Source organism: Tahibacter aquaticus, from assembly GCF_004363655.1.
Lineage (GTDB): Bacteria > Pseudomonadota > Gammaproteobacteria > Xanthomonadales > Rhodanobacteraceae > Tahibacter > Tahibacter aquaticus.
Genome location: NZ_SNZH01000007.1, coordinates 195,035 through 213,361, shown reverse-complemented (window position 1 = coordinate 213,361; position 18,327 = coordinate 195,035). Strand labels below are relative to the sequence as shown.

Annotated in this window: 15 protein-coding genes; 5 read left to right on the top strand and 10 right to left on the bottom strand. The window is 65.6% G+C overall.

The window, feature by feature from the left end; translation table 11 throughout:
• The first annotated feature begins 43 nt into the window (after positions 1 to 43).
• Together DFR29_RS13205 and nadC are read left to right on the top strand one after the other, a co-directional pair.
• Positions 44 to 2,371, top strand: coding sequence for a DUF1631 domain-containing protein (locus DFR29_RS13205; protein ID WP_166654071.1), 2,328 nt, complete (start codon positions 44 to 46; stop codon positions 2,369 to 2,371).
• 13 nt (positions 2,372 to 2,384) lie between these two features.
• Complete coding sequence (nadC, locus tag DFR29_RS13200) at positions 2,385 to 3,242, top strand: carboxylating nicotinate-nucleotide diphosphorylase (RefSeq protein WP_133819078.1); 858 nt, start codon at positions 2,385 to 2,387, stop codon at positions 3,240 to 3,242.
• Between the two features lie 229 nt (positions 3,243 to 3,471).
• Here nadC and DFR29_RS13195 read toward each other — a convergent pair whose 3' ends face one another.
• Together DFR29_RS13195 and DFR29_RS13190 are read right to left on the bottom strand one after the other, a co-directional pair.
• Entirely contained in the window at positions 3,472 to 4,263 is a 792-nt protein-coding gene (locus tag DFR29_RS13195) for an FHA domain-containing protein (protein ID WP_133819077.1), read from the bottom strand.
• A 269-nt stretch (positions 4,264 to 4,532) separates the two neighbouring features.
• Positions 4,533 to 7,055, bottom strand: a complete 2,523-nt coding sequence (locus tag DFR29_RS13190; protein ID WP_166654070.1) for a bifunctional serine/threonine-protein kinase/formylglycine-generating enzyme family protein — start codon at positions 7,053 to 7,055, stop codon at positions 4,533 to 4,535.
• 173 nt (positions 7,056 to 7,228) lie between these two features.
• Between DFR29_RS13190 and DFR29_RS13185 the strand changes: the two genes are divergently transcribed.
• Positions 7,229 to 7,558, top strand: a complete 330-nt coding sequence (locus tag DFR29_RS13185; protein WP_166654069.1) for a DUF3301 domain-containing protein — start codon at positions 7,229 to 7,231, stop codon at positions 7,556 to 7,558.
• A gap of 15 nt (positions 7,559 to 7,573) precedes the next feature.
• On the opposite strand, the gene DFR29_RS13180 is transcribed toward DFR29_RS13185, so the two are convergent.
• The 5 genes from DFR29_RS13180 to petA form a co-directional block, all read right to left on the bottom strand.
• Positions 7,574 to 7,966 (bottom strand): ClpXP protease specificity-enhancing factor, encoded by a 393-nt coding sequence (locus tag DFR29_RS13180; protein ID WP_133819227.1) that lies wholly within the window; start codon positions 7,964 to 7,966, stop codon positions 7,574 to 7,576.
• Positions 7,967 to 7,988: 22 nt separating this feature from the next.
• Positions 7,989 to 8,612 (bottom strand): glutathione S-transferase N-terminal domain-containing protein, encoded by a 624-nt coding sequence (locus DFR29_RS13175; RefSeq protein ID WP_133819074.1) that lies wholly within the window; start codon positions 8,610 to 8,612, stop codon positions 7,989 to 7,991.
• Positions 8,613 to 8,739: 127 nt separating this feature from the next.
• The gene (locus DFR29_RS13170) at positions 8,740 to 9,477 is read right to left on the bottom strand and encodes a cytochrome c1 (RefSeq protein ID WP_425598834.1); all 738 of its coding nucleotides are present in this window, start codon (positions 9,475 to 9,477) and stop codon (positions 8,740 to 8,742) included.
• A 7-nt stretch (positions 9,478 to 9,484) separates the two neighbouring features.
• Entirely contained in the window at positions 9,485 to 10,759 is a 1,275-nt protein-coding gene (locus DFR29_RS13165; RefSeq protein WP_133819072.1) for a cytochrome b, read from the bottom strand.
• A complete protein-coding gene (gene petA, locus DFR29_RS13160; protein WP_133819071.1) occupies positions 10,759 to 11,358 on the bottom strand; it encodes a ubiquinol-cytochrome c reductase iron-sulfur subunit in 600 nt (199 codons plus the stop codon). Before petA ends, DFR29_RS13165 begins: the two co-directional genes overlap by 1 nt.
• 277 nt (positions 11,359 to 11,635) lie before the next feature.
• Here petA and DFR29_RS13155 point away from each other — a divergent pair, with 277 nt between their 5' ends.
• Entirely contained in the window at positions 11,636 to 12,844 is a 1,209-nt protein-coding gene (locus tag DFR29_RS13155; RefSeq protein ID WP_133819070.1) for a S1C family serine protease, read from the top strand.
• 37 nt (positions 12,845 to 12,881) lie between these two features.
• Here DFR29_RS13155 and DFR29_RS30320 read toward each other — a convergent pair whose 3' ends face one another.
• Positions 12,882 to 13,811: a lytic transglycosylase domain-containing protein gene (locus DFR29_RS30320; RefSeq protein WP_133819069.1), complete on the bottom strand. Its 930-nt coding sequence runs from the start codon at positions 13,809 to 13,811 to the stop codon at positions 12,882 to 12,884.
• A 146-nt stretch (positions 13,812 to 13,957) separates the two neighbouring features.
• Here DFR29_RS30320 and miaB point away from each other — a divergent pair, with 146 nt between their 5' ends.
• Positions 13,958 to 15,289: a tRNA (N6-isopentenyl adenosine(37)-C2)-methylthiotransferase MiaB gene (gene miaB / locus DFR29_RS13145; protein WP_133819068.1), complete on the top strand. Its 1,332-nt coding sequence runs from the start codon at positions 13,958 to 13,960 to the stop codon at positions 15,287 to 15,289.
• A 40-nt stretch (positions 15,290 to 15,329) separates the two neighbouring features.
• Here the strand turns inward: miaB and DFR29_RS13140 are convergent, their stop codons facing one another.
• Both DFR29_RS13140 and DFR29_RS13135 read right to left on the bottom strand, forming a co-directional pair.
• Complete coding sequence (locus tag DFR29_RS13140) at positions 15,330 to 17,612, bottom strand: serine/threonine-protein kinase (RefSeq protein WP_133819067.1); 2,283 nt, start codon at positions 17,610 to 17,612, stop codon at positions 15,330 to 15,332.
• A gap of 73 nt (positions 17,613 to 17,685) precedes the next feature.
• On the bottom strand, positions 17,686 to 18,252 hold the full coding sequence (locus tag DFR29_RS13135) for an ECF-type sigma factor (RefSeq protein WP_133819066.1): 567 nt from the start codon (positions 18,250 to 18,252) through the stop codon (positions 17,686 to 17,688).
• Positions 18,253 to 18,327: the final 75 nt, after the last annotated feature.

The following is an 18,327-nucleotide window of genomic DNA, read 5'->3' as shown; positions in this document are numbered from 1 at the left end:
CAAGGTACCGCCCAACCGCCGAGACCAACCACCCATGCGGCCTATGAGCGCTAACGACAACAATCCCAAAGTAGTCGATCTGAATCAGCGCAGCGCCGCAGCCAGCCTTGGCGAGAAGCCTGCAGAAGCACTGGCGCAGGTGCGCATTCACGCACTCAAGCGCCTGACCGCGCTGGCTACGACGCTGTTCGAGAACGCCGACGACGCCCTGTTCGATCTGGCCAGCAAGGCCGACAACAATGCCGTGCAGGCGCAGTATTTCGACGGCATGCGCGAAGTGCGCAAGAAACGCCAGCAGATCGAAGCGCGCTTCCAGGAGCAACTGGCACGGCAGTTCGTCGATTTTGCCGCCGGCCGCGGCATTGTGGCCAAGCCCGAGAACAGCAACGGCGAACTGTCGCTGTCGCTGGTCGAGAACACCGAACTGGAAGAGTCGCTGGCAGTAGCCAGCATGGTGGCGAAAACCGAGAACCGCCTGCAGCGCGTCCTGTTTGCGATCAACCAGCGCTTGTCGCATATCAGCAACCAGCGCGTGGAAGATACCAATTCGCCGGTAGGTCCGGCCGCGGTAGGCCAGGCCTTCCGTCTCGCCAGCGGCGAGCTCGAAGTCGAGCTGGCCGTGCGGCTGATCATCTACAAGCTGTTCGACCGCTACGTCATGGGCGGCCTGGACCAGTTCTACGACGAACTGAACGCGCTGCTGGTCCATGCCGGCGTGCTGCCGCAGATGCGTGCCACGGTCGCCCGCCGCCCCGGCAGCCCGGCCCCGCCGCCGAGCCGCCCCGGCGAAGCGCCACCCAGCATTCCCGGACTGGAGCAGGCAGAAGGCGCCAACAGCTACGTGCCGGTGGATGCGGTCGCCGCCGAGCTGCAGGCGAATTTGTACAGTTCGCTGCGTTCGCTGCTGGCCACGCGGCGCGGCGAAGGCAGTCCCGACGGCAGCGGTGCCAGCTACGTGCCGGCCACCTACAACCCGAACGTGATGCCGCTGAACCCGAGCGAGCTGCTGTCAGCTCTGTCTATGCTGCAGAACCAGAATTTCAGCGCGCAAAGCGCGGCCGAATCGGCCCAGGTGGCGTTGCGCGTCAAAGAGGAACTGCTGGGCCAGGCCGGCAAACTGCGCGGCGAAAACGGCGCCAATGTATCGAATGCCGATGAAGACACCATCGACCTGGTCGGCATGCTGTTCGAATACATCCTGCAGGACCGCAACCTGCCAGCACAGATGCAGGCCATGCTTGGCCGCCTGCAGATTCCCTTTCTCAAGGTCGCCCTGCTCGACAAGCATCTGTTTGCCCGCCGCACCCATCCGGCACGCGTGCTGCTGGACAGCCTGGCGCAAGCATGCGTGGGCTGGTCGGAAGAGTCCGACCGCGACCACCGCCTGTACGACAAGGTGCGCGAGATTGTCGAATCGGTACTCAAGGATTTCGAGGACGACCTCGGCATCTTCGATCGCCTGCGCGTCGATTTCGAAGCCTTTGCCGATACCAACAAGCGCCGCGCCGAGCTGGCCGAACAGCGCGCCAGCGAAGCCACCCGTGGTCGCGAAAAGCTCACCGATGCGCGTCGTACCGCGGCGCGCGAGATCACCCTGCGCATCGAAAACCGCAACATGCCGGACATGATCCGCAACTTGCTGTCGCGGCCCTGGGCGAACTATCTCGTCCTTGTGCTGCTGCGCCAGGGCGACAGTTCGGACGAATGGCGCCACGCACTGCGTTTCGCCGACGAGCTGGTCTGGAGCGTACAGCCCAAGCACAACGCGGCAGAACGCGAGCGCCTGACCGCCGTGCTGCCGCAACTGGAAAAAACCCTGCGCCATGGCCTGGCGACCGTCGCTTTCGACGAGACCGACGTGCGTCGCCTGATGCTGCAACTGAACGTGCTCTATCAGGCCTTGCTGCAGCCGGCGGCGCCGACCGCGGTCACCGAAGTGCCGATGCTGGAACTGACCGATCCGCTGCCGCCGCCCAGCCAGGACGGCGGCGATACGGTGATGAGCTCGATCGCCGAGGAAGAGCCACCTGCACTGCCGGTGGAGTCGCTGGACGAGCGCTGGGTGATTGCCGTGCGCGAGCTGAAGGTCGGCACCTGGATCGAATTCCTCGACGACCAGGGCGCCAAGGAGCGCGCCAAGCTGTCCTGGATCAGCCCGATCAGCTCGAAATACCTGTTCGTCAACCGCAAAGGCCTGAAGGTGGCGGACCGCACCCTGGTGCAGCTGGCCAGCGACCTGGCCGAGGGCCGCATCACAGTGCTGGAAGAAGTACCGCTGTTCGACCGCGCACTCGATGCGATCGTCGAGCGCCTGAAGAGCACGCACGCGGCCAAGATGGCGCCCGTCGCTGCCGCCGCACCCGCCAGCTGAAGTCCGCGCAAGGATGCACGACATGCGATTACAACCGCCGGACACGGCGCTGATCCTGGCCGATGTGCGCCGCGCCCTGGCCGAAGACCTGGGCAGCGGCGACGCCACGGCCGAACTGCTGCCGGCCGACGCCGTCGCCAGCGCGTACGTCATTTCGCGCGAAGCCGCCGTGCTATGCGGCCAGGCCTGGTTCGAGGCCTGTTTCCATGAGCTGGCAGCCGACATTGCCATCACCTGGTACGCGGCCGACGGCGATTGGCTGCAACCGAATCAGCGCTTCGTGGAAATGCGCGGCAATGCACGCGCTCTGGTCTCGGCCGAACGCTGCGCGCTGAACTTCGTGCAGACCTTGTCGGGCACGGCCACAGTCACGGCTGCCCATGCGGCCGCGCTGGCGGGTACTCGCACGCGTGTGCTGGATACGCGCAAGACCCTGCCCGGCCTGCGCCTGGCACAGAAGTACGCCGTGCGCTGCGGCGGCGGCAGCAATCACCGTATCGGCCTGTACGATGCCATCCTGATCAAGGAAAACCACATCGCCGCCGCCGGGTCGCTGGCGGCCGCCGTCGCCGCGGCACGGGCGCGCCATCCCGAGCTGCTGCTCGAAGTGGAAGTGGAGAATTTTGAAGAATTGCACCAGGCGCTGGCCGCGGGTGTCGACCGCGTGATGCTGGACGAATTCTCCGATACCGACCTTGCCCGCGCCGTTGCAGAAGTCGCCGGCCGCGCGGAAATCGAGGTTTCCGGCGGCGTCGACCTGTCGCGCCTGCGCAGCATTGCCGCCAGCGGTGTGGATTTCATTTCCGTCGGCGCACTGACCAAGCATGTGCGCGCGGTCGATCTGTCGATGCGGGTGACGCTGGGCGGGTAAGCACGGTAAATCAGCTTACACCGCATTGTCAGTGCGGGCAGCACGCGTAGTGCCGGCAGCTTGCGATGCCATTCGCTGCTGCTCGTCGCAGCTGGCGCAATCGCTCCGATGCATACGTCGTGTCGCAACCCTCACCCAGGGCGCGATGAGCGCAGCGAATTGCGCCGAAGGTTGTTGCGCGGCGACCGCCACATTGCGGTCATCGCCCGTCACATCAGCAACGACCGGCTCAGAACAAACCGGCCAGCTTCGCGACCACCACCGCGACGACGACAAAACCGATACCAATGCCGATCCACAAGCCCGCGCCAGGGCCGGATTTTTCCGGCGCTGCCGCTACCGGCGCGCTCAGGTTCGGTTTGGTCGTTTCCATGCCCGGCGACATCAGCAGGAAGCGCACCGTGTCCAGGCGCAGCTCCTCGCCCGGCTTGATCACGCCGCTGTGCACCCGTTTGTCGTTGACGAAGGTGCCGTTGGCCGAGCCCATGTCCTCGACCATGACGCCGTCAGGCAGTACCTGTACGCGGGCATGATGGCGCGAGATTTCATCGCCCGGCAGGCTGATGTCGCACTCCTGGTGCCGGCCTATGGTCATGGTGCCGACGAGGGCGTAGGTCTTGCCGAAGGTGGAGCCGGAAACGCCGCGCAGCATGAACTTGGGCAGCGCCTGGCGGATGCGCGTGCGGCCGTCGTTCTCGTCGGTTGCCGCTGGACGCGGCGGCGGCGCAGGGGTTTTTTCGGGAGCCGTGAGCACCTGGCAGCCGACCTTGGCGAACAGCAGCAGATCGCCTGCCTTGAGCGCCGTATCGGTCGTCACCTGGCGGCCGTTGAGTACGACGACGTTGCGCGGATCGGGTACGCGCACCAGCGCCTGTCCATTGCGCAGGTGCACTTCCGCGTGCCGCAGGGCGATACCGGGCGCAGCCAGGACGATAGGACATTCGGCCGCCGTGCCAATCGCGGTGATGCCTTCGCCCAGGGTTACCGGCTCATGCTCGCCGTTCGGAAAAATCAGCTTCATTCGATCCTGCCCCTTGATCGTTCGTCAGTGCCCGCTCCCATCCCGGAGCGCGCTATTCTCGACAGCTTAGGCGGCGTGTATTGCAGCGCGCAAGCGACGCAACAAACGGCTTTTGCTGCCGCGGGCGAACATTCCGCCCGGAGCAAGCCACTCGTAGCCGTATCGCTACGCGGCTCAGCCACGCAATGTGCGGTTTAATTCCCGGCCAGCCAGGGCAGGCAAAAAGCACAAGGCCGCGCCTGCCAGCATTGCCCCCCGTCGGTACGGATTCAGCGGTCCAGCTCGCGTACTACGCGCAAGCCGAGGCTGTTGAGCGCCACGTCGCCGCTCACGCTTTCGTTCGCGTCCACGCTTTCCTTTTCCGGCGGCGAAAGCCAGCTGCGGCCGCGGGCACGGCGCTCCGCCACCCATTCCCGCACATTGCCGTCAATATCGTAGAGCCCGCTGGCGCTGGCGCCGAAACGTCCTACCGGCGCTGTGCCGGCAAAACCGTCGTCGCAGGTGGCGCCGGAGCGCGAGTCGAACGCCTTGTTGAACGCGCTGTCGGCCAGATTCGCCGCTGTGCAGCTGTTGCCACGGCTCTCGCGGGCAAAACTGTCGAACTCGGCTGAGCTCATCAGACGATACGTCTTGCCGGTGCGCTGCGACAGCCAGCGCACGAATCCGCTGGCCTGCTCGAAGCTGACGCAGACTGCTGGATGCGAGTCGTCCTGGTCGATATCCGGATTCTGCCAGCCGCGCTTCTTGGAGCTGCGGAACACCGACTCGCGGTCGCGGCAGGACACTTCCTTGGTGGTCTTGCCCGCCGCCGTCCAGTAGCGGCGGAATTCGGCCCGAGTCACCTCGTAGCGGCCGGCGGCGAGCTTGGTACCGGGCAGCACGACCAGTTCCGGCCCCTGGCTGCCATCGTCGAGCTTGTCGCGGAAAACGAAACCGGCAGAGCCGATCGACGGCAATTTGCGCAGACCTTCCTGCGCGGCAACATTGCCCGGATCGAGCGCGAGCGCCTTGTCATAGGCTGCCTTGGCTTTGGCCTTGTCCCAGGCAGCCGCCGCCAGGCGCGCCTCCTCGAGCAGCGGCGTAGCCAGGTTGCTGCGGCGCTGCTTGACCTCGTCGGCAACCGGCCTGGCCTCGGGAATCAACGCGGCGATTTCCAGCGCCTTGTCGAAATTCGTCTTCATCGTAGCCAGGTCGCCACCGCCATAGGCCTTGTTGCCCAGGGCGTAGTAGGCCTTGGCCGTATCGCTGATGCCCTGCTTGGCGTTCTTGTCCTTGGCATCGATGCGCAAGGCCAGGCGGAAGCGGTCCAGCGCGTTCGCATCCGGTGGCGCGGCATAGCGCTGGGCCTTGAGATCGGCCCTGGCCAGGCGCACCAGCTTCTGCACCGGATCTTCCACCGTCGGCACGTCGGCAGGATTGGCCGGCTCGCCGTCTTCCATCAGCAGCGGTGTCGGACCACTGGGCATCGTCGCCACCGCGTCGGACACCGCGGAGGTTTCCTCGGGAAGTGTCTCGGGCGGCACAGCTGCGAGCGAATCGATGGCTGCATCGGTGCCGCTGGTTGCCGCATTGACCGGAATGCCCGTGGCTGCGGACGGCGTTTCTGGCGGCGTGGCTTCCGGCGGCGGCGCCGACACCTGTGCTACCGGCGTGGGCGGTGAGGCAGGCGGTGCAGTGGCAGCAGGCGGCGGCGTGACTGCCGCAGTCGCCTGCACCACCGGCGCCAGCGGCGCACGCGAAGTCCACCAGATATAGCCGCCCAGGCCCGCGGCACCGAGCACGCCGACCGCGACCAGGCCCAGCCAGAGCGCGCCACTGCTGCTGCGCGCCGGCGTATCCGTGTCCATTTTCTTCGCTGCTGCTACCTTGGCTGCCGCCGGCTTGGACGCCGCGGCAGGCTTGGCCGGCTCGGGCCGCGCCAATGCCACGGTTGCAGCCGGCTTGGCCGCTGCGGCCTCGGCCGGCTTGGCCACGGCTTCGCCGTTGCGGGCGGCGCGGCCGACCGAAACCGTGTCGATCGCCGCCAGCACCTGCTCGGCATTGGCATAGCGATCCTTCGGATCCTTGGCCAGACAGCGGTCGATCAGTTCCTGCCAGTGGGCCTTTTCCGGCGCCAGGCGCGGAATGGGTTCGAACACATGGGCATAGGCCACGGCAAAGCCGTCGGCGCCGTCATAGGGCGGCTTGCCGTTCAGGCCGTACCAGGCCAGTACGCCGAGGCTGTACAGGTCCGAGCGCGCGTCCAGATCGCCGCCGCGGGCCTGCTCCGGGCTCATGTAATGGCTGGTACCGACCGAGAAACCGGTGCTGGTAATGCGGGTGGACTGGCTGGCTGCCAGGGCAATGCCGAAATCGGTCAGTACCGGATTGTCGGCCGAGTCGAACAGGATATTGCCGGGCGCGACGTCGCGGTGTACGTAGCCGCGCTCGTGCGCATAGGTCAGCGCCCGCGCCACGCCGACCAGCACACGCTTGAGCTCGGCTTCGTCCAGGCCGCGCTGAACGCGTGCGATGAAGTCGCCGCCGGCCAGGTACTGCATGGAAAAATAGTGCAACTGGTTCGGCGTCACGCCGACGTCGAACACTTGCACAATGTTGGCGTGCGCCAGTGAAGCCAAAGTGCGCGCTTCCTGCAGGAAGCGCCGGGTGAACGCGGGATCCGCAGCCAGCGCCGGCGACATCACCTTCAGCGCCACCTGGCGCTCCAGCGAGGTCTGCACCGCGAGATGGACGCTGGCCATGCCGCCTTGGCCGATCTCGCGTTTGATCTGGTATCCGGGTATTTCGATCACGGCCTTCGCACTCCCCTGTGTCGGCGAAACCATCAGCGGCGCCATTGTAAGGAGTGTCGCAGCCAGTTGTGCGTCTACTGCTACGCATCGTGATTGCGCCGTCTCTGGCAGAACCGGCGACAGCAGTTGAGATTCGGCCAGGGCGTCGCCACACTGCGACGATGATCGAAGCCATGATAATGCTCGTTGTCGTCGGCACCTGCGCCATCGTCTGGCAGGACGTGCTGCGTGCACGCGACCGCGCCATCGCCGCCAGCCGCGAATTGTGCGCACGGGCCGGCGTGCAGCTGCTGGACCAGTCGGTCAGCCTGCGCCGCTTGTCGCTGGCGCGGCTGCGCGGCGGCGGCATCGGCCTGCGCCGCCAATACACGTTCGAAGTCAGCACCAACGGCAGCGACCGCCATCGTGGCAGTCTGCACTACGAAGGGCGCCGGCTCGACAACTTCAGCCTGCCGCTGCGCGCCGACGATCCGTCGCTGGCCAGTCTCACCCGCCTGAACTGAGGCCGCGCTCGCGGCCTATTTCACCACGCGCAGATGACCGCCCTTCTTGGGCGCTTCCGCATCGCTGCTGCCATTACCCGGCGGTGGCGCCTGCGGTGCGTCTTCGGCCGGGAACATCATGCCCTGGCCATTTTCCTGCGCGTAGATTGCCAGTACCGCACCTAGCGGCACTTCCACGCGCTGACTGACGCCGCCGAAGCGAGCGCTGAAATAAATCCATTCTTTACCCAGTTCCAGCCCGGCCACGGCGCGCAGCGCGATATTCAGCACCACGCGTCCGTCCTTGGCCGCCTGCGGCGGCACCGATACGCCGGGCCAGGCCGCATCGACAAGCAGATACGGCGTAAGACCGTTGTCGCTTATCCATTCGTGGATGGCGCGTACCAGGTAAGGCCGGTTGGAGGTCATGCCGGCAACGCCGGACTCTTTCTCAGTCACGCAACAATTTCTCGTCAGGGGTCAGGCTGCGGGTAAAGCCCGGATTGCGGAAAATGCGCTCGCCATACTCGGCGATGGCATGGGCCTCGCGGGGCAGGCTTACGCCCAGATACTGCAGCCGCCAGATCAGCGGTGCCAGGGCACAGTCTGCCAGGCTCAGTTCCGGATTGAGGAAAAACTTCGCCGCCTTGAACAGCGGCAGCGCACCAATCAGGGATTCACGTAGTTTTTTCCGTGCCGCCTCGGAGTTCTTGCCGCTACCGGCGCATTGCTCGACCAGCGGCAGCCAGTCACGCTCCATGCGCACGATGGCCAGGCGCAGTCGCGCCCGGGACAAAGGATCTATCGGCATCAGCGGCGGATGCGGATAGCGCTCGTCCAGGTATTCGGCCACGACTGCGGTTTCGTACAGCACCAGGTCGCGATCGACCAGGGTGGGCACGCTGTGGGTCGGGTTCAGATCGATCAGGTCTTCGGGCGGTTTGGCCGGATCGACCATTACCAGCTCGTAGCTGACGCCCTTGGCGGCCAGGATGAGTCGGATGCGATGGCAATGAACGCAATCGCGGGCCGAGTACAAGGTTAGGATCGTGCGCGAACGGGTGCTCAAGGCCATGCCTCTCCCCTGACACGGTGAGGCGACCGCTCCCGGGTCGCCTGCACCGAATCTACTACGCGTGCAGGCATTCGCCTAGACGCCAGGGGGAATGGTACGGCGGAACCCTCCGCCGTACCGGCACGATTCAGTGCACGTCCTTCCAGTATTCCTTCTTCAGCAACCAGGCCAGGAAGGTGAAGAAGGCCAGGTACAGCACGACCCAGGCGCCCATGCTCTGGCGCTTCAAGGCCGCCGGCTCGCCCACGTACTGCAGGAAGCTGGTGATGTCCTTCACGGTTTCGTGGAACTGCGCTTCGCTCTGGGTGCCAGGCGTCACCAGCTTCAGGCCTTCGATATGCGCTTCGCCACCTTCCTTGGCATGGCCCATCTCGGCGTGCTGTATGCCCTGCATTTCCCACAGCACGTTGGGCATGGAAGCACCCGGGAAACGCTTGTTGTTCCAGCCCAGCGGACGCGAGTGGTCGACGTAGAACGACTTGAGATAGTCGGCAATCCAGTCCGGCCCCTTGGAGCGGGCTTCCAGCGACAAGTCCGGCGGCGCCTTGCCGAACCAGGCGGCCGCATCGGCCTCGGGCATGGCAGAAACCACGGTGTCGCCGATCTTCGCGTTGGTGAAGGCGGCGAAATTCTGCACCACCTCGTCCTCGGACAGGCCCAGGTCGTCAGCGATGCGCGAATAGCGCATGAACTGCAGCGAGTGGCAGCCGACGCAATAGTTGAAGAACAGCTTGGCGCCGCGCTGTACCGACGCGATGTTGTCCGCGCGCGTACCGATCGCCGGCGGTGCGTTACCTTCGCTGCTGGCCAGAACCGGCGACGCAGCGGTCAACGCAACGGCCAGCGTGAGACCCAGCTTGGTCATGGCGTGCTTAATCATGCATCGTCACCCGTTCCGGAACCGGCTTGGTCGCGTCAGCCTTGGACCACAGCGGCATCGTGATAAAGAAAGCGAAATAGATAAAAGTCAGCACGCGGCCGATGATCGTCTCGACCGGGTCGGTACCCGGGCCGGCGCCGATCTTGCCCAGCCAGAGGAACGACAGGGCGAACAGGCCAAGCAGCACCTTCGACAGCCAGCCACGGTAGCGGTACGACTTGACCGGGCTGCGGTCCAGCCAGGGCACGAAGAACAGCACGGCGATCGCACCGAACATGGTCAGCACGCCGAGCAGCTTGTCCGGCACCACGCGCAACATGGCGTAGTAGGGCGTGTAGTACCACACCGGCTTGATGTGCTCGGGAGTGACCAGCTTGTTCGCCGCGACGAAGTTGTCGTGTTCGAGGAACCAGCCGCTGACGGTCGGCTCGAAGAACAGGACGAAGGCGCAGATGGTCAGGAAGAAGCCGACGCCGAACAGATCCTTCACGGTGTAGTACGGATGGAAGCCGATGCCGTCCAGCGGCTTGCCGCTGGCGTCCTTGTGCTTCTTGATATCGACACCGTCGGGGTTGTTGGAACCCACCTCGTGCAACGCGGCCAGGTGCAATACCACCAGCAGCAGCAGCACCAGCGGCAACGCGATCACGTGCAGGGCGAAGAAGCGATTCAGTGTCGCATCGGCCGGCAGGTAGTCGCCCATTATCCACTCGACCAGCGAGTCGCCGATCATGGGAATCGCGCCGAACAGCGAGATGATCACCTTGGCGCCCCAGAACGACATCTGGCCCCAGGGCAATACATAGCCCATGAAGGCTTCGGCCATCAGCACCAGGTAGATCAGCATGCCGAGCAGCCAGACCAGCTCGCGCGGCTTCTGCGCCGAGCCGTACAGCAGGCCGCGGAACATGTGCAGATAGACCACGATGAAGAATGCCGATGCGCCGGTGGAATGCATGTAGCGCACCAGCCAGCCCCATTCCACATCGCGCATGATGGTCAGTTCGACCGAGGCGAAGGCCTGGGAAATGCCCGGCGCGAATTCCGCGGCGCTGGGCTTGAAGTGCATGGTCAGGAAGATGCCGGTAAGGATCTGGTTGACCAGCACCACCAGGGCGAGAGAGCCGAAGTAGTACCAGATGTTGAAATTCTTCGGCGCCCAGTATTCCGACATGTGCTTGCGGTACATCGGACCGAAAGCCTTGGCGCGGTAGTTGAACCAGTCCTGCAAGCCGGCCACGGCCGTATTGATACGGGTCGACAGCATCACGCGGCTCCTTCCGGCTTCACGCCGATGACCAGGGTGTGGTCATCCACGAAGTGATAGTCGGGCACCTTCAGGTTGGTCGGCGCGGGCACGCCATCGAACACGCGGCCGGCCATGTCGAAGCGCGACTTGTGGCAGGGGCAGAAGAAGCCGCCTTTCCACTCCGCATCGAAAGGCTCGGGCTTGATCTCGCCATGGAACTTCGGCGAGCAGCCTAGGTGGGTGCACACGCCGATCATGACCAGCCACTCTTCCTTGATCGAGCGGTAGCCGTTCTGGGCGTACTTGGGCTGCTGGTCTTCGTTCTTGGAATCCGGATCGCGCAGGCGCGAATTCAGCGAAGGCAGTTGCTTAATCTGATCGGGCGAGCGGCGGATGATCCACACCGGCTGGCCGCGCCATTCGGTGATGACCATCTGGCCGGTTTCGATCTTGCTGATGTCCTGGGTCACCGGTGCGCCGGCGGATCTCGCCTTCGCACTGGGCAGCCAGGTCTTGATGAATGGCACTGCCGCTGCCAAGGCCCCTGCAGCGCCGACGACTGCTGTCGTAGCCGTGAGGAACCGACGGCGGCCATGATTGACGCCTTCGTTCGCCATCCGGATCTCCGGTTTCAATACTGAGAATACGTTCAGGGGATTCGTCGCGCCCGGCTTTATCGGCGGCGACGCGGGACCGATACGAACGCGAAATGCCTTTCGCGCCGACCGTCACTGCGTGCCGCTGAAGACAAAGCCTGCTCGCCGGCATAGCCGGCCAACGTGACGGCTGGCCCCAAAAATCGTGTTAGTTTAGCGACTGAACCGGCAGCGCACAATCAAACCTGCCGCCCGCTCCGGCACGTTGCAGCTAGCCCGTGCCCCCCATGGACAGGTCATGAAACCAGCGTTTCGCGCGCTAGCCTTCGTGCTGCAATTCGCCACCCTTGGCCTGGCGATCGCCTTCATCGTCACGCGCCTGTGGCCCGAGATTCCCGCCCGTCTGCGCGGCGGTGCCGAGACCGCCGGCAGCAGCGTGAATGCCAGCGCCGCAGCCATGCCGCAGGCGCCGGTGGCGGCAGCCGGCAATCTCGGCACCGGCCCGGTTTCCTACGCCGACGCGGTCGCGCACGCCGCACCGGCCGTGGTGAACATCTATGCCAACAAAGTGATCGCTTCGCAGCGCCGGCTGGTCCAGGTCGACCCGCTGACCCAGCGCATGCTCGGTGGCATCAGCGTAGGACCACCGGCCTACCGGCGCGAGCAAAGCCTGGGCTCGGGCGTCATCGTCAGCCCCGACGGCTATGTGCTGACCAACAACCATGTCATCGCCCGCTCCAACGATATTCAGGTGCTGCTCTACGATGGCCGTATTGCCACGGCACGCCTGGTCGGCGGCGATGAGGACACCGACCTGGCCGTGCTCAAGATCGATGCGACCGACCTGCCCAGCATGAAGCTGGACGAGGCGCCGGCCGTGAACGTCGGCGACGTGGTGCTGGCAATCGGCAACCCGATCGGCCTGGGCAAGACCGTGACCATGGGCATTGCCAGCGCCATCGACCGCCAGCTCGACCAGTGGGCCTACGAAGATTTCATCCAGACCGACGCCGCGATCAATTCGGGCAACTCCGGCGGAGCCTTGGTCAATGCCCGTGGCGAACTGGTCGGCATCAATACCGCCAACGTGCCGCAGCGGCAGATTGCCGAAGGCATCGGTTTCGCGATTCCGGTCGCCACGGCCAAGGGTGTGCTGGACCAGATCGTCGAGCACGGCATGGTGGTGCGCGGCTGGCTGGGCGTGGAATACGGCCGCATGCCGATTCCAGCCGGCACCACCCTGGCTACCGCGGTGCGCGGCGCCCAGGTACTCGGCGTCTATCCGCAAAGCCCGGCCGACAAGGCCGGCCTGCAGGTCGGCGACGTACTGCTGAGCTTCAACGGCGAGGAAATCGACGACGCGCTGGAATTGCGCAAGCGCGAAGCCGCCGCGGCGCCGGGCAGCAAGGCCCATGTCAGCGGCCTGCGCGCCGGCATCGCCTTCGAAGCCGACGTCACCCTGGTACAGCGTCCGGTACTCAATCGCATCCAGATTCCGACCGGCTGAACCCGCCGCCTGCGACAAAAGACCGCAGCGGCACTGTTCAGTTGGACTGGCGGTAGCGATCTCGCAGAGTCGACACGCGCGAAACATAGACCTGGGTTTCGTCGAACGGCGGCACGCCGCCGTACTTGCTCACATTGGCCGGACCGGCGTTGTACGCGGCCATGGCCAGGCGCTCGTCACCTTGGAAGCTCTTCAGCTGCTGCGCCAGGTACTGCGCACCGCCGCGGATGTTCTGCGTGGCATCGAACGCGTTCTCCACGCCCAGGTCGTCGGCCGTGCCCGGCATCAGCTGCATCAGTCCTTGCGCGCCCTTTTTCGACAAGGCATTCGGGTTGAAGGCCGACTCCGCATGCACCACAGCGCGCAGCAGCGCCTCGTCGACGCCGAACTCCAGCGCCGCCGCGGCTATTTCCGCGCGGTAGGCCTCGCGATTGAGCTTGGTCAGGGAGAAGTTGACCGTCGAGCGTACGTCGCAGGCGAAACAGGTGGCCATGTAGGTAAACAGCACCTGATAGCTCTTTCCGGCCGGCCGTATATTCGTATACTCGGTAATGCCGTTGCGTTTGTTGATCTTGTATACCGCGCCGCGCAGCACCTTGGGCGACTCGGACCTGGCAACCGCGGGCGCCGGTGCCGGCGTGCCGGCGGCGGCGGCTTCGGCGGCGCCGGGCTGGCTGTCGTTGTACTGCCACTGGCCCGGCTGCGGCGCAGCCTTGGCCGATTCCACCGAGAACGTCGGCTTGCTGATATCCGGCGCGGTATCCGCGGTAACCGGCTTGGCCTTGGTTTCCTGGTAGCTCGCCACCTGCACGCAATTGGCATAGCCGGCCGGCTTGTTGGTATAGGCCAGTTCGCCCTTGGCACCGCTGCAGCGGTAGAGGCCGCCGGCAAAGGCCGGTGCGCCCAGGGTCGCAAGGACCGGGGCGACCAGCCAGCAAATGTGGCGATGGCGCGCGTTCGACTTCATGTAATCCCCAACTCTTGGGTGCAAGTTTCTGACAGGAAAAGCGAAATTCCAAGACCGCCGTGGTACGGGTTCGTTCCCGGACCGCTGGCGAGGCCGACAAAACGCGCGTAAACTACCGAGTCCATTCGCTTTTTTGGTTCCCGCCCATGGCCGGCAAGCTGTTCATCAAGACCCATGGTTGCCAGATGAACGAGTACGACTCGTCCAAGATGGCCGATGTTCTGGGCGCGGCCCACGGTCTGGAGCTGACCCAGAACGAAGCCGAAGCCGATGTCATCCTGATCAACACCTGCTCCATCCGCGAGAAAGCGCAGGAAAAAGTGTTCTCCCAGCTCGGCCGCTGGCGCGAGCTGAAAAAAGCCAACAGCAACGTCGTGATCGGCGTCGGCGGCTGCGTCGCCTCGCAGGAAGGCGAAGCCATCGTCAAGCGCGCGCCCTACGTCGACCTGGTATTCGGCCCGCAGACCCTGCACCGCCTGCCGGAAATGATCGACGCCAAGCGCCGCACCGGCAAGGCGCAGGTCGACATTTCCTTTCCCGAGATCGAGAAGTTCGACAAGCTGCCCGAACCGCGCGCCGACGGCCCCAGCGCCTTCGTCTCCATCATGGAAGGCTGCTCCAAGTACTGCACCTTCTGCGTCGTGCCGTATACCCGCGGCGATGAAGTCAGCCGCCCGTTCGACGACGTGATCGCCGAAGTCGCTTCCCTGGCCGACCAGGGCGTGCGCGAAGTGAACCTGCTCGGCCAGAACGTCAACGCCTATCGCGGTCCGCTGCACGACGGCGGCGTCGCCGACCTGGCCCTGCTGATCCATGCCATCGCCCAGCTCGACGGCATCGGCCGCATCCGCTTCACCACGTCGCATCCGCTGGAGTTTTCCGATTCCCTGGTCGAGGCCTATGCCAGCGTGCCCAAGCTGGCCAACTACCTGCACCTGCCGGTACAGGCTGGCTCCGACCGCGTGCTTGCGGCGATGAAGCGCGGCTATACCGCGCTGGAATTCAAGCAGAAGATCCGCAAGCTGCGCGCGGTAAGACCGGACATTTCCATTTCTTCCGATTTTATCGTCGGCTTCCCGGGCGAAACCGACGCCGATTTCGACAAAACCATGAAACTGATCGAAGACGTGGGCTTCGACCAGAGCTACAGCTTCATTTTTTCCAAGCGTCCGGGCACGCCGGCGGCCAACCTCGACGACGACACCAGCGCCGAGGTCAAGCACGCGCGCCTGGTACGCCTGCAGAACGCCGTCACCGAAAACTCCAACCGCATCAGCCAGGCCATGGTCGGCACGCGCCAGACCGTGCTGGTCGAAGGCCCCAGCCGCAAGAACCCGAACGAAATGACAGGCCGTACCGAAAACATGCGCTACGTGAATTTCCCCGGCGATGCGCGCATGACCGGGCAGTTCGTCGACGTGATCATCACCGAGGCGATGACCAACTCGCTGCGTGGTCGCGTTGCGCTGGATGCCTGAGGCACGACTCTCCGGCGCCGTGCAGAACTGATCCCTGCATTCAGCGCTGCGCACCACAGGCCGCCGCAACGCGCCCTGCCGCTGCCGCAAGCAGGGCCCGATCGCGCGGCAGCGCGGGTTGTAGTGTTGCCAGCCGCTGTGCGGCAGAAGCGAGATTCGTCTTTGCCGCCGCGCAATCGCCGCGCTGCGCAGCAAGGTCGGCCAGCAGCCAGTCGCGCATCAGCGCGTCCTTGCCGGCGACGGGCGTCTGGTCCAGCACCTGTGTTGCCGCCGCCAGCGTGGCCTGGGCCGCCGCGACATTGCCCTGCAACAGCAGCAGATAGCTGTTCTGCAGATCGAACACGGCCCGTTCGCGATGGCCGGCGGGAAATTCCGCGTAGTAAACCACCTGCGCCGCGGCCAGGTGCGGTTGCGCCGCCGCGGCATCGGACTGCGCCAGCAGGGTTTCGGCCAGCAGCAGTTCCGCCTCGGCCCGACGCATGGCCGAGAACGCCTGCGGCGCCGCCTCGATCTGTGCCAATGCCTGCAGCAACGAGCTGCGCGCGCGATCGAGCTCGAACACGCGCAGGGCAGTCCAGCCGCGCTGGCGCCAATAGTTCTCCACCGCGCCCGGACGCAGGTTGCCGGCCTGCGCCAGCAATGCGTCGCCGCGCGCGAACAACCGGCTGGCCTGCTCGAACTCGCCCAGCTTGCCCAGCGAGCCGGCAACGCCGCCGAGCGCATCGACCGCAACGGCGACATCGACATCGGCGGCGAGTGCCGCGATACGCTCGGCGGTCGCACGCAGGCCGTCGCGAAACGCCGGTTCGTCCTGTACCGCCGCCAGCAGCTTGTAGGTGCCCAGCTTGCCGGCCGCCGTGGCGCTGTTATCGCGCTCCAGCTGCACCGCCGCGGCGCGCAGCACCTGTTCGGCTTCGTGCGGCTTGCCCAGGTTGATCAGGCCGTGCCCGATCTCGCTCAACGCACGCTGCAACAGCGCCGGGTCGTCGGCACGCTCGCGCTGCAGCGTCTCTGCCGCGGTACGCAGGAACTCGCTGGCATGCGGATCGCGCCCGGCGTAGTACTGCGGATTGGCGGCACCGAGCACGCCGAGCATCGCCTCCAGATGCGCCCGGGCGATGCGCGCCTGTTCTGCCGCGGCACGGGCCTGGCGCAAGGCCACTACCGCTCCTGCGCCCAGCGCCAGCATCGTCGCCGCCGCTACGATCAGCGGCCAGCGATAGCGCGCGAGCAATTGCCGCGTCTGTTCGCGCGCGCCACCGATGCCGCTGCGCAGCGGACGCTGCGCCAGCCAGTCGTCGAGGTCGTCCGCCAGCGCTGCCGCGCCGGCGTAGCGCAACGCCGGTGGCTTGGCCAGCGCTTTCTGCACAATGCGCTCCAGCCCGCCGCCGAGGCGGTGGCGCTGCCGCGGCGCGTAGTCCACCTTGCACACCTGCAGCAGGCTGCGCGGCGGCTCGCGCATGATGGCCGAAGCCCAGTCGCCGCTGCCGGCATCGGCGGCGGCATACGGCGAACAGCCACTGACCAGCTCGAACAGCAGCAGGCCCAGCGCATACACGTCGGTGGCCGTAGTCGTGCGTTCGCCGGCGATCTGTTCCGGTGCGGCATAGCGCGTCGTCATCGCGCGCAGCCCGGTGCGCGTCTGCTCGTCGCTGCTGTCGTCGAGCAGCTTGGCAATGCCGAAGTCGAGCAGCTTGGGCTCGCCGTCGCTGCCGACCAGAATGTTCGCCGGCTTGATATCGCGATGCACAACCAGGTTGCGCTGCGCATAAGCCACCGCCGCCGCCACGCGCGCGACCAGTGCCACGCGCGCATCCAGCCCCAGCTGGTGCTGCCGCGCGTACACCGCGATGGTTGCGCCAGCCACATAGTCCATCGCCAGCCAGGGCTGGCCGGCCGGCGTGAAACCGCCGTCGAGCAGGCGCGCGATATTCGGATGATCCAGCCGCGCGAGAATCTGCCGCTCACGCAGGAAGCGCCGCGTCAACTGGCGCGACAGCCCGCCGTGGCGCACCAGCTTCAGCGCAACGCGCTGTTCGAACCCGCCGTCGACACGCTCAGCCAGGTAGACCTCGCCCATGCCGCCGCTGCCAAGCAACTGCTGCAGACGGTAAGGCCCGATCTGCACCGGCGGCGCTGCGCCGCCTGATTCCGGTGCCTGCAGATCGGTTTCCGCCAGATTCACCAGCAATCCGCGCACCGCTTCGTGCAGTTCGCGATCCTGCGTGGCGAGATGGGCCAGATGCGTCTCGCGCGCGTCCGGCGCCAGCTCGATCAGGGCATGAAAAGCGTCGCGCAGCGTGCGGAAGTCGGCGGCGTTCATGGCGGCATGGATGTCGGCTGGCAGTCCCGGTGGCTTACGTCGAATCCGCTGCCGGACTGACAGCGGTGTGATTTCACTCGCCCAGTTGCTGGCGCAACCAGGCGCGTGCCATGGCCCAGTCGCGATACACGGTGCGCTCGTCGACGCCCAGCAGCACGGCGACCTCGCTGACTTCGAGACCGACGAAATAGCGCAGTTCGACGATCTCGGCCATGCGCGGGTCCAGCCCGGCCAGCGCATCGAGTGCCTGGTCCAGTGCCGGCAGGTCGGTGTTCTGTTCGATCGGCAAGGCCATCGCCTCGATGAAATCCGCGCGCTGCCACTGCCCGCCACCGCGCTTGTCGCGCTGCTGGGCGCGGATGCGGTCGATAAGAATCTGGCGCATCAGCTTGGCCGCCGTTGTATACAAATGCTTGCGATTGCCGATATCCAGGCTGCCGGCGCCAAGCAGGCGCACGAATACATCGTTGATCAGCGCAGTAGGCTGCAGGGTTTCATGGCCGCGGTTGCTGCGCAGCTCGTGGGCGGCGATGCGGCGCAGCTCGTCATACACCAGCGGCAACAGCGAATCCAGCGAGGCAGCATCGCCCTGCTGCCACTGCAGCAACAGCTGCGTCACCTCGGCCTCGTGCTCGGCCATCGTACTGCCCCCGGGTACTGCGTCTCCCGGCAGGAGTTTAGCAGCCCGGCCCTGGCCAGCCGGTGCGGCAATCGG

What these genes read in the sequence shown, in the direction of transcription:
- DFR29_RS13205 (WP_166654071.1), top strand. Translation starts at nt 44, where the DNA reads ATGAGCGCTAACGACAACAATCCCAAAGTAGTCGATCTGAATCAGCGC.
- nadC (WP_133819078.1), top strand. Translation starts at nt 2,385, where the DNA reads ATGCACGACATGCGATTACAACCGCCGGACACGGCGCTGATCCTGGCC.
- DFR29_RS13195 (WP_133819077.1), bottom strand. Translation starts at nt 4,263, where the DNA reads ATGAAGCTGATTTTTCCGAACGGCGAGCATGAGCCGGTAACCCTGGGC.
- DFR29_RS13185 (WP_166654069.1), top strand. Translation starts at nt 7,229, where the DNA reads ATGATAATGCTCGTTGTCGTCGGCACCTGCGCCATCGTCTGGCAGGAC.
- DFR29_RS13180 (WP_133819227.1), bottom strand. Translation starts at nt 7,966, where the DNA reads ATGACCTCCAACCGGCCTTACCTGGTACGCGCCATCCACGAATGGATA.
- DFR29_RS13175 (WP_133819074.1), bottom strand. Translation starts at nt 8,612, where the DNA reads ATGGCCTTGAGCACCCGTTCGCGCACGATCCTAACCTTGTACTCGGCC.
- DFR29_RS13170 (WP_425598834.1), bottom strand. Translation starts at nt 9,477, where the DNA reads ATGACCAAGCTGGGTCTCACGCTGGCCGTTGCGTTGACCGCTGCGTCG.
- DFR29_RS13165 (WP_133819072.1), bottom strand. Translation starts at nt 10,759, where the DNA reads ATGCTGTCGACCCGTATCAATACGGCCGTGGCCGGCTTGCAGGACTGG.
- petA (WP_133819071.1), bottom strand. Translation starts at nt 11,358, where the DNA reads ATGGCGAACGAAGGCGTCAATCATGGCCGCCGTCGGTTCCTCACGGCT.
- DFR29_RS13155 (WP_133819070.1), top strand. Translation starts at nt 11,636, where the DNA reads ATGAAACCAGCGTTTCGCGCGCTAGCCTTCGTGCTGCAATTCGCCACC.
- DFR29_RS30320 (WP_133819069.1), bottom strand. Translation starts at nt 13,811, where the DNA reads ATGAAGTCGAACGCGCGCCATCGCCACATTTGCTGGCTGGTCGCCCCG.
- miaB (WP_133819068.1), top strand. Translation starts at nt 13,958, where the DNA reads ATGGCCGGCAAGCTGTTCATCAAGACCCATGGTTGCCAGATGAACGAG.
- DFR29_RS13140 (WP_133819067.1), bottom strand. Translation starts at nt 17,612, where the DNA reads ATGAACGCCGCCGACTTCCGCACGCTGCGCGACGCTTTTCATGCCCTG.
- DFR29_RS13135 (WP_133819066.1), bottom strand. Translation starts at nt 18,252, where the DNA reads ATGGCCGAGCACGAGGCCGAGGTGACGCAGCTGTTGCTGCAGTGGCAG.